The sequence below is a fragment of the Brevibacterium sp. UCMA 11754 genome, from assembly GCF_021532275.1.
Classification (GTDB): domain Bacteria; phylum Actinomycetota; class Actinomycetes; order Actinomycetales; family Brevibacteriaceae; genus Brevibacterium.
In genome coordinates this window covers 286,492-299,205 of the sequence record NZ_JACBOT010000036.1, presented here as the reverse complement: position 1 = coordinate 299,205, position 12,714 = coordinate 286,492, and the positions used below count along the sequence as shown (strand labels likewise).

13 protein-coding genes and 2 tRNA genes are annotated in these 12,714 nt (G+C 61.7%); 6 read left to right on the top strand and 9 right to left on the bottom strand.

Annotated elements, in window-relative coordinates; genetic code table 11:
• Positions 1 to 185 precede the first annotated feature (185 nt).
• Genes HX613_RS21590 through HX613_RS21575 form a run of 3 tightly spaced genes read left to right on the top strand, consistent with a single transcriptional unit; the run spans position 186 to position 4,332 of the window.
• Positions 186 to 743, top strand: coding sequence for a hypothetical protein (locus HX613_RS21590; RefSeq protein WP_235347183.1), 558 nt, complete (start codon positions 186 to 188; stop codon positions 741 to 743).
• Positions 744 to 784: 41 nt separating this feature from the next.
• Complete coding sequence (locus HX613_RS21580) at positions 785 to 1,324, top strand: S16 family serine protease (protein WP_235347193.1); 540 nt, start codon at positions 785 to 787, stop codon at positions 1,322 to 1,324.
• The gene (locus HX613_RS21575; RefSeq protein ID WP_442862630.1) at positions 1,324 to 4,332 is read left to right on the top strand and encodes a UPF0182 family membrane protein; all 3,009 of its coding nucleotides are present in this window, start codon (positions 1,324 to 1,326) and stop codon (positions 4,330 to 4,332) included. The genes HX613_RS21580 and HX613_RS21575 overlap by 1 nt, the downstream gene beginning before the upstream one ends.
• A 126-nt stretch (positions 4,333 to 4,458) precedes the next feature.
• Here HX613_RS21575 and HX613_RS21570 read toward each other — a convergent pair whose 3' ends face one another.
• From HX613_RS21570 to HX613_RS21560, 3 genes are all read right to left on the bottom strand, one after another.
• Positions 4,459 to 5,211, bottom strand: coding sequence for an ABC transporter substrate-binding protein (locus HX613_RS21570; protein WP_235347182.1), 753 nt, complete (start codon positions 5,209 to 5,211; stop codon positions 4,459 to 4,461).
• A gap of 5 nt (positions 5,212 to 5,216) precedes the next feature.
• Positions 5,217 to 5,290, bottom strand: a tRNA-Met gene (locus HX613_RS21565).
• A 216-nt stretch (positions 5,291 to 5,506) separates the two neighbouring features.
• A tRNA-Met gene (locus tag HX613_RS21560) sits at positions 5,507 to 5,580 on the bottom strand.
• Between the two features lie 189 nt (positions 5,581 to 5,769).
• Between HX613_RS21560 and HX613_RS21555 the strand changes: the two genes are divergently transcribed.
• Positions 5,770 to 6,318: a YceI family protein gene (locus HX613_RS21555; RefSeq protein ID WP_235347181.1), complete on the top strand. Its 549-nt coding sequence runs from the start codon at positions 5,770 to 5,772 to the stop codon at positions 6,316 to 6,318.
• 141 nt (positions 6,319 to 6,459) lie between these two features.
• On the opposite strand, the gene HX613_RS21550 is transcribed toward HX613_RS21555, so the two are convergent.
• From HX613_RS21550 to HX613_RS21530, 5 genes are read right to left on the bottom strand one after another with little or no spacing between them, the layout of a single operon-like run.
• Positions 6,460 to 7,776, bottom strand: a complete 1,317-nt coding sequence (locus HX613_RS21550) for an aminotransferase class I/II-fold pyridoxal phosphate-dependent enzyme (protein ID WP_235347180.1) — start codon at positions 7,774 to 7,776, stop codon at positions 6,460 to 6,462.
• Positions 7,773 to 8,579 (bottom strand): histidinol-phosphatase, encoded by an 807-nt coding sequence (gene hisN / locus HX613_RS21545; protein WP_235347179.1) that lies wholly within the window; start codon positions 8,577 to 8,579, stop codon positions 7,773 to 7,775. Before hisN ends, HX613_RS21550 begins: the two co-directional genes overlap by 4 nt.
• 9 nt (positions 8,580 to 8,588) lie before the next feature.
• On the bottom strand, positions 8,589 to 9,626 hold the full coding sequence (gene rsgA, locus HX613_RS21540) for a ribosome small subunit-dependent GTPase A (protein ID WP_235347178.1): 1,038 nt from the start codon (positions 9,624 to 9,626) through the stop codon (positions 8,589 to 8,591).
• A gap of 1 nt (position 9,627) precedes the next feature.
• Positions 9,628 to 10,944, bottom strand: coding sequence for a 3-phosphoshikimate 1-carboxyvinyltransferase (aroA, locus tag HX613_RS21535; RefSeq protein ID WP_235347177.1), 1,317 nt, complete (start codon positions 10,942 to 10,944; stop codon positions 9,628 to 9,630).
• Positions 10,937 to 11,434 (bottom strand): DoxX family protein, encoded by a 498-nt coding sequence (locus HX613_RS21530; protein ID WP_235347176.1) that lies wholly within the window; start codon positions 11,432 to 11,434, stop codon positions 10,937 to 10,939. The genes aroA and HX613_RS21530 overlap by 8 nt, the downstream gene beginning before the upstream one ends.
• A 197-nt stretch (positions 11,435 to 11,631) precedes the next feature.
• On the opposite strand from HX613_RS21530, the gene HX613_RS21525 reads away from it, so the two are divergent.
• Together HX613_RS21525 and rsrA are read left to right on the top strand one after the other, a co-directional pair.
• Entirely contained in the window at positions 11,632 to 12,240 is a 609-nt protein-coding gene (locus tag HX613_RS21525; protein WP_198395497.1) for a sigma-70 family RNA polymerase sigma factor, read from the top strand.
• Entirely contained in the window at positions 12,237 to 12,509 is a 273-nt protein-coding gene (rsrA, locus tag HX613_RS21520) for a mycothiol system anti-sigma-R factor (RefSeq protein ID WP_235347175.1), read from the top strand. Before HX613_RS21525 ends, rsrA begins: the two co-directional genes overlap by 4 nt.
• An 84-nt stretch (positions 12,510 to 12,593) precedes the next feature.
• On the opposite strand, the gene HX613_RS23145 is transcribed toward rsrA, so the two are convergent.
• Entirely contained in the window at positions 12,594 to 12,668 is a 75-nt protein-coding gene (locus tag HX613_RS23145) for a 50S ribosomal protein bL37 (protein ID WP_371860662.1), read from the bottom strand.
• Positions 12,669 to 12,714 lie beyond the last annotated feature (46 nt).

The following is a 12,714-nucleotide window of genomic DNA, read 5'->3' as shown; positions in this document are numbered from 1 at the left end:
TTGTCATCGCTCATTTTTCTCAAAGCCCCCAAGGATCGGTTTGTCCTATACGTTAACGGTTCCGCATGTGGGAAGCTTCCCAATTCGGGAGGTTTCGGATGATGTTCGCACCGGGCGAAAGGAGTCTGTGAAACTCACGGTCAGGTTTCAACTAGACTGGTTGGGCGGTGCAGCGAAAGGATCACATGACAGCTAATGCCCCTCGGGCCGTGCCGGTGCCCGCAGCACCGACGCGTGGCGACACTCGACGACGCGCTCCACGTCTGACCACGACTTCAGGGGTCATGACATACATCCTCATCGCTCTTGCGGTTTTGCTGCCGGTGCCATACATGCTGCAGCTGCCTGGGCCGGTGTTCAACACCCTCGGTGACTATCAGGACAAACCCATGATCGACGTCTCCGGTGCCAAAACCTACCCGACCAGTGGCCGCATCGATATGCTCACAGTGGCTGTGAGCGGCGGCCCGGGCCGGGATACCTATGCTTCGCAGGCGCTGGGCGCGCTGCTCCACGGCAAGGAGACGGTCATCCCCACCGAGGCCTACTATCCGCTCGACACGACGCGGGAAGACGTGACCGCTTCCAACGCGGTGGAGATGTCTTCCAGCCAGGATGTGGCCGTTGCCGCGGCAATGGGACAGCTCGACAGACCGTATAAGGTTCACCTTCTCGTCGGTGATGTCGTTCCCGATTCGCCGCCGAGGCGGAACTGCGCAAGGGCGATCGGATCATTTCCGTGAACGGGAAGAAATTGGATTCCGATCCGTCAGCTGCACAGGTGATGAGTGAGACGGTTCAGTCCTCCGGCTCGGTCGACCTCGTTGTCGAACGCGGTGGGAAGAAAGTCGACGTCGCGCTGAAATCAGAGACGATCGACGGGCGCAAAGCCATCGGTATCAGCATGAAACAGGACTTTGAGTTTCCCGTCGATGTGGCCTTCAACGTCGAAGGCATCGGCGGCCCCTCAGCGGGCACCATGTTCGCATTGGCGATCGTCGACGAACTCACACCCGGTGCTATGACCGGTGGAAAGCATGTGGCAGGCACCGGCGAGATCGATCCTGCAGGAAATGTGGGCCCCATCGGTGGTGCCCGACAGAAGGTAGCGGCCTCGACTGCGAAGGGGGCGAAGCTCTTCCTTTCGCCCGCAGATAACTGTGCAGAGGTCATCAAGGCTGCCGATCAGTCCAAGATCACGGTGGCGCGCATCGACACGCTCGATGATGCGCAGAATGCCGTGGAGCAGTACGCAGCCGGAGACACTTCGGATCTTAAGAAGTGTTCAGCTGGCGGCGCCGACAACAACGAGAAAGGGCAGTAGTGAGCTCTCCGTCCTCACCCACCTCCACACGAATGCCGACGAACCGGCCCAGACGTTCGCCCCTATTGCTCACTCTCGTGTCAGTGGCGATACTGCTCGTTGCTTTCATCGCATTCACGCAGGTGTACACCGAAGTGCTGTGGTTCAAACAGATCGATGCCTCGCAGGTGTTCCGCACCATGTGGTTCACCCGCGGACTGACATTCGCGGCCGGATTCGTCGTCATGGCGATCCCGGTGTGGGTGAGCCTGCACCTGGCCTTCCGCAATCGCCCGGTGTACGCTCCGACTACTCCGCGCCAGGAGAACCTCGATCGGTACCGTGAAGCCATCGAACCGCTGCGCAAAGTTGCGACATTCGCCATTCCAGCGGTCGTCGGCGTGCTCAGCGGAATCACCGCTTCTTCGCACTGGAACACCGTTCTGCAGTGGATGAACTCGACCTCCTTCGGCTCCAAGGATGCCCAGTTCGGGATGGACAAGTCGTTCTTCGTCTTCGTTCTGCCTGGCCTGCGGCTGATCGGAGACCAGGTGGGGATGGCCGTTCTGCTGTCGCTCATCGCAGCACTCGTCGGGCATTATCTCTTCGGCGGCATCCGCCCAGGGGAGCAGAAGGGTGTCATCCTGACGAAGACGGCCCAGTGGCAGCTGGGAATCACCGTCGGCGTTCTGATCCTGATTCAGGCGGGCCGTCTGTGGCTGGCCAGGTACGAACGACTGACGTCAACCGGCGGCATCGTTCCCGGTGTGACCTTCACCGATGACAGGGCGGCGCTGCCGGCCATGGCCATCGTAGCGATCGCAGCGGTGCTCGTTGCGTTCCTGTTCGTCTATACGGCGTGGAAGGGGAACTGGCGGATCTCGTTGATCGCGACCGCGACGCTCATCGTCCTCGGCGGCATCTCGATCATCGCCTATCCCGCGATGGTCCAGCAGTTCCAGGTCAGCCCTTCTCAGCAGAGCTTGGAATCCGAGTACATTCAGCACAACATCGATGCGACTCGTGATGGCTTCGACTTCGACGACATCGATGTGACCCCGTATGAGCCGAGCACCAGCGGTGAGAAGGGCGCTCTGCGTGCAGACGCTGATACCGCTGCGTCGATCCGTCTTCTCGACCCGAACCTGGTCTCGGACACGTTCCGCCAGCTGCAGCAGGTCAGGCCCTACTACTCCTTCCCAGAGCAGCTCGACGTCGATCGCTACGAGATCGACGGCGATATGCGCGACACTGTGATCGCGGTTCGTGAGTTGGCCCCGGACTCGGTGAATAACCAGAGCTGGTACAACCGTGCGATCGTCTACACCCACGGGTTTGGTGTCGTTGCCGCCAACGGCAATCAGCGCAGCCCTGATGGTGAGCCGCTGTTCATGGAGTCCGACATTCCGCCTAAGGGGGAGTTCCCCGAATATGAGCCGCGCGTGTATTTCGGTGAGAGCTCACCGGACTACTCGATCGTCGGCGGCGAGAAGGGCGCGACACCACGGGAGCTTGATTACCCCTCCGATGAGGAAAGCGGTTCGGGCCAGGTGAACAACACGTTCACCGGCGACGGCGGTCCGACTTTGGGCAACCTCTTCAACCGTCTGGCCTACGCGCTGAAGTATCAGGATGAGCAGATTCTGCTCTCCGATGCAGTCAACGATGAGTCGCAGATCCTGTACGAGCGTCACCCGCGTGAGCGCGTGCAGAAGCTTGCCCCGTTCCTCAAGATCGACGGCGATCCGTACCCTGCTGTCGTCGACGGCAAGATCAAGTGGATCCTTGACGGCTACACGACGGCAAAGGACTACCCGTATTCGACACCTCAGCCGCTGCAGGAAGCGACCGAGGATTCGGTGACGGCAACTGCGCCCAACGCAGTGGCCACACTTCCGGATGAAGAGGTCAATTACATCCGCAACTCCGTCAAGATCACGGTCGATGCCTATGACGGCACGGTCGACATGTTCCAGTGGGACAAGGAAGATCCCGTCCTCAAGACGTGGATGAAGATCTTCCCTGACCTCATCAAACCGTCGTCAGAGATGTCAGGCGATCTGATGAGCCACGTGCGGTATCCGGAAGACCTGTTCAAGGTGCAGCGTGATCTGCTCACGAAGTACCACGTGACCACGGCCAGTGAGTTCTACACTGGCCAGGACTTCTGGACGCTGCCGACGGATCCGACAAAACAGGCCAACAGTGGTCTGACGCAGCCTCCGTTCTACATGACTCTGCAGATGCCGGGCCAGAAGACTCCGTCGTTCTCGCTCACGAGCTCCTACATTCCGGCGCGCTCTTCCGAAGGGCAGGCACGGAATAACCTGACCGGCTTCTTGTCAGCAGATGCTGACGCCGGCAGTTCCAAGGGAGAAGTGGCAGATGGCTACGGCAAGCTCCGACTACTGCAGTTGCCGCGTAACACGACGGTGCCCGGTCCGGGTCAGGCGCAGAACAACTTCAACACTGCCCCCGATGTGCAGCGCAGTCTTAACCTGCTGCGTCAGGGCGAGTCTGAAGTTCAGAACGGCAATCTGCTGACGCTGCCCGTCGGCGGTGGCCTGCTCTACGTGCAGCCCGTCTACGTCCGGTCCGCCGGCGACACGTCCTACCCGCTGCTCCAGCACGTGCTGGTGGCCTTCGGCGAGGACATCGGATTCGCTCCGACCCTGGATGAGGCTCTCGACCAGGTCTTCGGCGGCGACTCCGGTGCCAAGGCAGGAGACGCCGGCACCGAGGACAGCGGCTCCGGCGAATCGGGCGGGTCCAGCAGCGGCGGCGACTCCGGTGCCAAGTCTGACGACCAGAACCTCAACGAGGCGCTGGAAGAAGCCAAGAAGGCGATGGAGGACTCCGACGCAGCCCTCAAGGAGGGTGACTTCGAGAAGTACGGAAAGGCTCAGGATCGTCTCAAGAATGCGATTGAGGATGCGGTGGCAGCCGATCCGTCTCTGGCCGAGGATGGTACAAAAGACGGAGCCTCGGCTCCAGCCAGTGACCCGGCCGATCAGGGCGGAGGCAACTGACGTCCGCACCGGTCGACGCTGAATGAGTCGGGCCCCTGGGATCCGATCGGATCCCAGGGGCCCGACTTGTGCCGGTGCTCAGTGTAAGGTCAGCGCAATGGGAAAGGAGACGCTCTTCCCGTTCAGTCAGTCGGTCAGATAGCTGTCGAGGTCATCGACGATCTGCCCCGCGACGATCTGCCCCGCGCCGATGGGACCCAATCCGAGGGGCCATACGTCGTCATCGACTCGGAAGGCTCTGCCATCCTCGACGGCCGACAGGCCCGTCCACTGGTTGCCGGAGAGCGCCGTGGTATCACCGGTTGCCTCGGGGTCGCCATAACTGGTGTAGAAGACGTAGTCGCCACCGGCCCGATCGAGGTTCTCCGGAGAGATCTCCACTGCGAGTTCAGCAATGTCCTGTGCTTCGGGGCGAGCGAGCCCGGCATCGTCGAGGATGACGCCGATCAGGGATTTGTCGCCGTAGAGTCGCAGTCTCTCGGGCATGAAACGTACGAGCGAGATCGTCGGTCTGCCGTCGACTGCCTCATCGAGGTCGTCGGTGGCTCTTGTGTAGTCGTTGAGTACGTCGGTGGCCTCATTCTCCATACCCAGTGCTTCGCCGACGAGCGCGAAGTTCTCCTTCCACGGGAGTCCCGGACGAATCGAGAATACGGTGGGTGCGATCGAATCGAGTTCTTCGTAGAGGGTGTCGGCACGCAGCTGGCTGCCGCCGAGCAGAAGTTGATTCCTTCGGAGCGCAGCAGCTCCTCGGCTGTCCCTGAGAGGGGCGTTCGAGTTCAATGACCTCTGCCCCACGGGGAAGGGTGAGACCAGAGCCAAAGCAGGGATGAATGCGAAGAACCCCCAGTCATATGAACTGACTGGGGGCTCTGCCACTTTCGTGGCGGGGGCAAGATTTGAACTTGCGACCTCCGGGTTATGAGCCCGGCGAGCTACCGAACTGCTCCACCCCGCGGCGTTTGTCTACTCGTTAAATACTACGTCCTCGCAAGTCAGAAGCATAATCGGGTGCTGTTCGCGCACTTCCTCCCTGGGGGCCGTGGAGCCTGACCTCCAGGAGAGATTAGTCCCTCAGGAGGGATGGGAGAGATGAGTCCCTCAGGAGAGGTGAGTCAGAGACAAAAAATGTGCCGCAACATCGAGTCAACGATGCTGCGACACATTCACAACGTGGCGGGGGCAAGATTTGAACTTGCGACCTCCGGGTTATGAGCCCGGCGAGCTACCGAACTGCTCCACCCCGCGTCGTGATCTCTACTTTACACGAGCTGTTTCCTGCAGGCCAAACCGAAGTCGGGTGACGTCCGCCACATGTTCACTTGCCGTTCACCTGTGCCCGTCAGCTTGAAGGCGGTCCGGGTCCGCGCTTGCAGATGGTTGAAAACTAAACTATAGTCATTCTTGTACTTCAAATTTCAACTAATAGGAGAAATCATGACTGCTCTTCCACAGGGACTCACTGCAGGGACCTGGAACATCGACCCGGTGCACTCCGAGTTCACGTTCACCGCTCGCCACGCAGGCGTCTCGAAGGTCCGCGGACACTTCGAAGACATCGCGGGCACAGTCAACGTCGGCGAGACCCTCGAAGACAGCACGGTCACCGCCGAGGCTGATGTCGAGTCGATCTCCACCCGCAATCCCCAGCGTGACGGTCACCTTAAGAGCGGTGACTTCTTCGAAGCCGAGAACAACCCCAAGCTGACCTTCAAGTCCACCGGTATCAACGCTGCGTCCAACGATGAGTTCGAACTCGTCGGCGACCTCACCATGCGCGGCGTGACCAAGGAAGTCACCTTCACCACCGAATTCAGCGGAGTTGCCACCGACCCCAACGAAAACCAGGTTGCAGGCCTCTCGGCTGTCGCCAAGATCGATCGCAAGGACTTCGGCATGGAGTTCAACGCTGTTCTCGGCGGTGGCGAGCTGCTCGTCTCCAACAAGATCACGATCGAACTCGAGCTCGAACTCGTCAAAGCCTGAACCACCTGACACTGCCACAGACGCTCTGACGCTGAGGCAATCGCAGCTAATAGAGCAGGGGGCGGATCGCAGCAATGCGATCCGCCCCCTGCTCTATCTGCGCTTGGCAGTTGTTTCAGTGCTCAAGCGGCGTCAGTGCAATCAGCTCTCCCTGCGCAATGCATCGGGATTCTGGTCCAACTCGGCGGCGAGGTCGTAGAACAGCTGAGCCCCGCGATCGACATCGGCTGCAGACTTGCAGAATGAGTAGCGGATGGATGACCGGTATGCCGTATGTGCAGGGGACCCGGTCCGGCACAGGGCGGGAACGGGAATCCCGACGATCGAGTACCGCCTGGCCAACTGGTCGTTGAGCTCGAAAGCGTCAAGATCGGTCAGGGCCGAGAAGTCGACGACGGTGAAGTACCCGGCTGCCGGCGTTGACGCGATGACTCCGGCAACGGCACGACATGCCGGCACCAAAACTTCTGCGCGCTGCTGCAGCGAGGCACGGTTCTCGGTGATGAAGTCTGAGGTGTCGGCCAGGCTGCGCGCCACACCTATCTGCAGGGGGCCGCTCGCGGTGAACGTGAGGAATTGTTTGACTGCTTGGATGGCGCGTAGGGCCTCGGGCTCGGCGATCACCCATCCGACCTTCCAGCCGGTGGCGTTCCATGACTTTCCCGCCGAAGAGACAGTGACGACCCGTGAACTGTCGTCCATGGCAACCGCCGGAGCCACGTGCGGCGCGTCGTCGAGGATGAGCTGCTCGTAAACCTCGTCGGTGAGAACCCAGGCATCCGCGGCGACTGCCGCATGGCCGATTCGAGCCAGGTCTTCGGCGCTGAACATGAACCCAGTGGGATTGTGCGGGGTGTTGACGATGATGATCGAAGGAGTGGCTTCGGCATCACCGACAGCGTCGTCGAAGCGAACCCAGTCCGGTTCGAAGCATCCTTTGTCGGTGGGCAGGATCGGCACAGTGACCAATGAGCCTCCCGCCGCGGCGACAGCCGCCGGGTAGCCGTCGTAGAACGGCTCGAATGTGAGAACGGTGCCTCCACGGGGCAGGAGCGCGAGAATGGCTGCGGTGAGGCCTTCTGTGGCCCCACACGTATACAGCACGTCCTCCGCGGAGATCTCGTGGCCGAAGTCCCGCCGACGCTGTTGAGCCACAGCCTCGAGCAGAGCAGGAAAGCCCCGACCCGGAGCGTACTGGTTGTATCCCTCGCGCATGGCATCAGCAGCGGCGTCGATGAGCTCGGCAGAAGGGGCAGTGCCCGGCGCACCCTGCCCCAGATTGACGGCTCCGGTCCGCTCGGCCAATGCCGTCATCTGTCCGTAGATGGTTTCACCGATTGTTCCGTCGGCTCTGATCAGACCGGCTGCATCAGCCATAGAATGCCAGAGATCGGCACGCATCACATCGGGCATCTGTTCCTCTTCCTCTGAAATGATCGGGTTTCGGTGAGAACTCACACTTGAGTGTGGGGAGGACGGGTGTCCGGAGCAATCCGTCCCAGCGAATCCAGGGCACGTTCATGCAGGCGCGAGTTACTGGCCAGGGCATTGCCGCCGAAGGGTCCGCTGACCCCGGCCGTGTTCGTAAACGTTCCACCTGCTTCAAGAACGATCGGAACCAGCGCGCCCATGTCGTAGAGCTCGAGTTCGGGTTCGCATGCGATGTCGACCGCACCTTCGGCCAGAAGCATGTACGAGTAGAAGTCGCCATAGCCTCGAGTCCGCCACAGGCTTTCACACAGCCCAAGGAATTCGTCGAGGACACCGAGGGCCTTCCAGCCGGACAGCGAAGCGTAGGACATCGAGGCATCCCCGAGGGAATCGACATCGGAGACGTGGACGCGTTTGGCGGCCTCTCCCAGCGCCGAGGTGAATGCTCCATGACCTGCCTGGGCCCACCAGCGGCGCCCGAGAGCGGGAGCGGAGACCATGCCGAGGATCGGAGTCTCGCCGTCGTAGAGCGAGATCAGAGTGGCCCAGATCGGCACGCCGCGGACGAAGTTCTTCGTGCCGTCGATCGGATCGATGATCCACCGCCTCGGCGAACTTCCGTGGGAACCGAATTCCTCGCCGAGGACGCTGTCGGCCGGTCGTTCGCGGTGGAGGCGTTCCATGATCGCGGACTCCACAGCCCTGTCGCATTCGGTGACGGGAGTCAGATCGGGTTTGGTCTCGACGGTGAAGTCCTGGGCCACGAAATGACGGTAGCTGATGGAGTCCGCGAGGTCGGCGAGTTCGGTTGCCAGGTCGAGGTCGTTCATTCCTCCACCTTATCCAGTCGAGGGCAGCAGCCTGCGCAGCGACTCCAACCGTGAGACTCCGCCGGGTCCTGCATTGCCGGCATCGACCCAGGCATCGAGCTGACAACCCGGCGCATCGGCCTGATGGGTGCACCCGCGTGGGCATTCGGCAGTGGCTTGGACGAGTTCCGGGAAGGCTGAGATCAGCGTGTCCCGATCGACGTGGGCGAGCCCGAAGCTGCGGACGCCGGGTGTGTCGACGAGCCAGCCGCCACCGTCAAGACGAAGGCAGATCGCCGAAGACGAGGTGTGCCGACCGCGCCCGGTGACGTCATTGACATGGCCCGTGGCTCTCTCAGCGCGGGGGACCAGCGCATTCATCAGGGTCGACTTTCCGACTCCCGAATGCCCGATCAAAACGCTGATCTGGCCCTGCAGACGATCGAACACCGTCGCATCGGTCAATGTCCCGTCGGGGCTGAGCCCGGAGGACACGATCTCCACTCCGGTCTGCGAGAACCGTTCAATGATGTCATCGGCCGGTTTCAGATCGGTCTTGGTCACGATGAGCAGGGGAGTGATGCCGGCGTCGAAGGCCGCTGTCAGTGCCCGATCGATGAGCCCGTATGAGGGCTCAGGGTCCTCGGTGGCTGAGACGATGCCCATGACGTCGACATTGGCAACGATGACCCGTTCCGTCGGATCCGTGTCGTCGGCGCTGCGACGCAGCAGGGACCGCCGCGCTGTGATCTCGACCAGGCGCGCCAACGATCCCTTGCGGCCCGAGGTATCGCCGACGAGTTTGACGATGTCGCCGGGCACCACTGCATCTTTGCGCAGGTGGGAGGCTCGTACAGCCGTGACGTCCGAGGTGGTGGCCCCGGCCCCGTGGGAATCACGGACGTCACCGGTATCACCGGCGACGACTACTCGATATCGTCCACGGTCAACGGCAGTGACGAGTCCCTCGATCGCCTCGTCATGGTTCGGCCTGTTCTTCGTCCGTGGCCTGGACCCGCGTCTGCTCGGGCGAGGGCGGTAATCCTCGTCTCGGTAGATCCGTGCCATCTCAGGCGCGCCGGCTCAGCATGTCTTCCCACAGCTGGGTGAATTCGGGCAGTGTCTTCGCCACAGTGTCGGCGTTCTCGATGACCAGTCCATCGACGTGCAGGCCGAGAATGGCTCCGGCCATGACCATCCGGTGATCGTTGTACGTATGCCACGTTCCGCGGCGCGGGGCCGAACCGGTGATCGTCAGAGACGTCGGCTGTTCGTCGACGTCGACACCGATGGCACCGAGCTCGCGGCGCAGGGCCGAGAGCCGATCGGTCTCATGCCCACGGAGATGACCGATCCCCGTCAGGTTGGACGTGCCGGCGGCCAGTGCTGCCAGAGCAGCTACGACGGGCGTGAGTTCACCGATGGCAGAGAGATCGAGGTCAACTGCTCGCAGGACTTCGGGCCCCTGAACCCGCAGACCATTGCGATCCAGGGTCACAGTACCGCCGAAGGCTTCGGCAATGGCTCGGAATCCGTCACCGGCCTGGCTCGTATGAGCTGGCCAGTCGAGAACGGTGACATCGCCGTTGGTGGCCAGAGCCGCGGCGACGAAGGCCGCCGCGTTCGACAGATCCGGTTCGACATGGACGTCGAGTCCGCGCGGCAGGCCAGGCTCGACTATCCAACGTTCGGGTTCGGGCTCTGTGACGTCGACCCCAGCATCGGCGAGGACTTCGATGGTCATATCGACGTGGGCCCGGCTGGGCACGGAACCGCCGCGGTTGACGAGCTCGATTCCCAAGGGCAGCGCAGGGGCGGTCAGGAGTATTCCCGAAACGAATTGGCTGGAGGCGCTGGCATCGATCTCAAGGTGCCCACCACGAAGGTGGGATTGTGCGTGGATCGTCATCGGCAGCAGATTGTTCTCTGCAGTGATGGAGGCGCCGAGGCGGGTCAGAGCGTCGATGATGACTGACATCGGCCTGACCCTGGCCTGCTCGTCACCATCGAGGACGACCTCACGTCCGGTGGCGGCGGCGAGCGGAGGAACGAAGCGCATCACGGTTCCGGCGAGACCGCAGTCGATGGTGATCGGAGGACCTTCGCAGTGTGCGGAGAAGTCAATGGGGGTGATGTGTAGACTGCCGTCGACGTCGTCGATATCGGCCCCGAGCGCTCTCAGCGCCTCGACCATGAGCAGCGTGTCACGGCTGCGCAGCCATCCGCGCACAACAGACTCGGATTCGGCCAGAGCAGCGAGGACGAGATAGCGGTTGGTCAGGGACTTCGAACCGGGAACGCTGACATTCGCGGTGACGCCGCCACCGGCGACCGGAGCAAGCCAGTCGCCGGTGGCGGGTGCGGTGAGATCGGGTGTGTCAGTCAACGCCAAGCGCACTCATTGCCTGTTTCGAGGTGTCTTCGACAGAGGACCAGAGATCTTCGGCGGCATGCTGCGTGCGCCACCAGAGTCCTGGCTTGCCCGCTGTGTCGACACTGGCCAGCAGCGCGCCGCCGAGCATCGAGGTGCGGATCAGGGTGCGCTCTGTGCGCGCCCGTCTGTCTTCCTTCGAAGTCGTCTTATCCGCTGCGATACGTTCACCGACGGTGTCGAGGAGGTAGGTGCCGACGAGGATCGTGGCGCTGACACGGGGGAATCTTCCGATAGCCAGCAACGATCCCGCAGCGACCTGAGCCGCCCCTGTGGCGCGTGCCAAGGTAGGAGCGTCGATGGGCACGTCGATCTGTTTGCGTGCCATGTTCAGCAGCGGACCGATCGATGCGGCTGCCGCTTCTGGTCGGCGCAGACGGTCGACCCCGTTGCTGATGTAGCCGGCGGCCAGCATGGGCCGTGCGAGGAATCTGATTGGAGACACTATGGTCCTTCCTACGTGTCGGGCATCTCACTGGCAAGCATAACGGTTGTCCGGGAATAGTGGAGGCTCGCCCCGGTGTTGAATGAGATAACACGCACCGGTGAGGGCGATCCTGCCGGTGCCGAGTCGAAAGGCAGAAGGAGAAGTCTGTGAACGCCACTGCCGTCCTAGAGAGAACGGGCGTACCATTGACTACGATGACCGAATCAGTCAAAGAAGTCCCCGAGACCAAGGCCGAGCGTTCGGCCCGTTTCGAGCGTGACGCTCTGGAATATCTCAATCAGCTCTACGCAGCTGCTCTGCGGATGACCCGAAACCCTGCCGATGCGGAGGATCTCGTCCAAGAGGCCTACGCGAAGGCCTACGCGGCGTTCCACCAGTACAAGCCGGGAACCAACCTCAAGGCATGGCTGTACCGGATTCTGACGAACACATTCATCAACAACTACCGGAAGAAGCAGCGCCAGCCGCTGGAACACGGCAGTGAGGACATCGAGGACTGGCAGATTGCCCAGGCCGCGAGCCATTCCTCCTCCGGGGGCCGCTCGGCGGAGCTCGAAGCGCTCGACCATCTGCCTGACTCCGACGTCAAAGACGCGTTGTCGGAGCTTCCGGAGGATTTCCGCATGGTGGTCTATTACGCCGATGTCGAAGGTCTGCCGTACAAGGAGATCGCTGAGATCATGGATACGCCGATCGGCACCGTGATGTCACGCTTGCACCGTGGCCGCCGTCAGCTGCGTGACAGGCTGGCCGACTACGCTGCGGATCGCGGCTTCTCCAAACCTGCGGGAGGTGCGAAATGAGCGACGAATGCTGCGAGAGTGTGCGCGCGGAATCTCTGATGCGCATCTACCACTATCTTGACGGAGAGCTGACGACGACGGAGATCCGAGAGATCTCTGTCCACCTCGAACAATGTCCGTCATGCCACGACGAGTATGAGATCGAGGCACTGCTCAAGGAGCTTGTGCGCAGGTCCTGCAGCCGGGAAGAGGCTCCGATGGGGCTGCGAGAGAAGATTCGTCTGCGGATCGCGACCGAGCAGGCTGTCTGGCCCGGAGCCGGAGCGTAGTCTCCTGATTCAGGAATATGAAGAGGGCGGGGAGAATATCCATTCTCCCCGCCCTCTTCGCGTGTCCTCGCTGATTCGAAAGAATCAGCCGAGGGGACGCTTGCCATGGTTCGCCTTGTTACGGCGGCGGTCGTGACGCTTACGGCTACGCTTGCTCATGATTTCACTCCTTCGCTAGATGCTTCATTCTTTCATGACCACTATG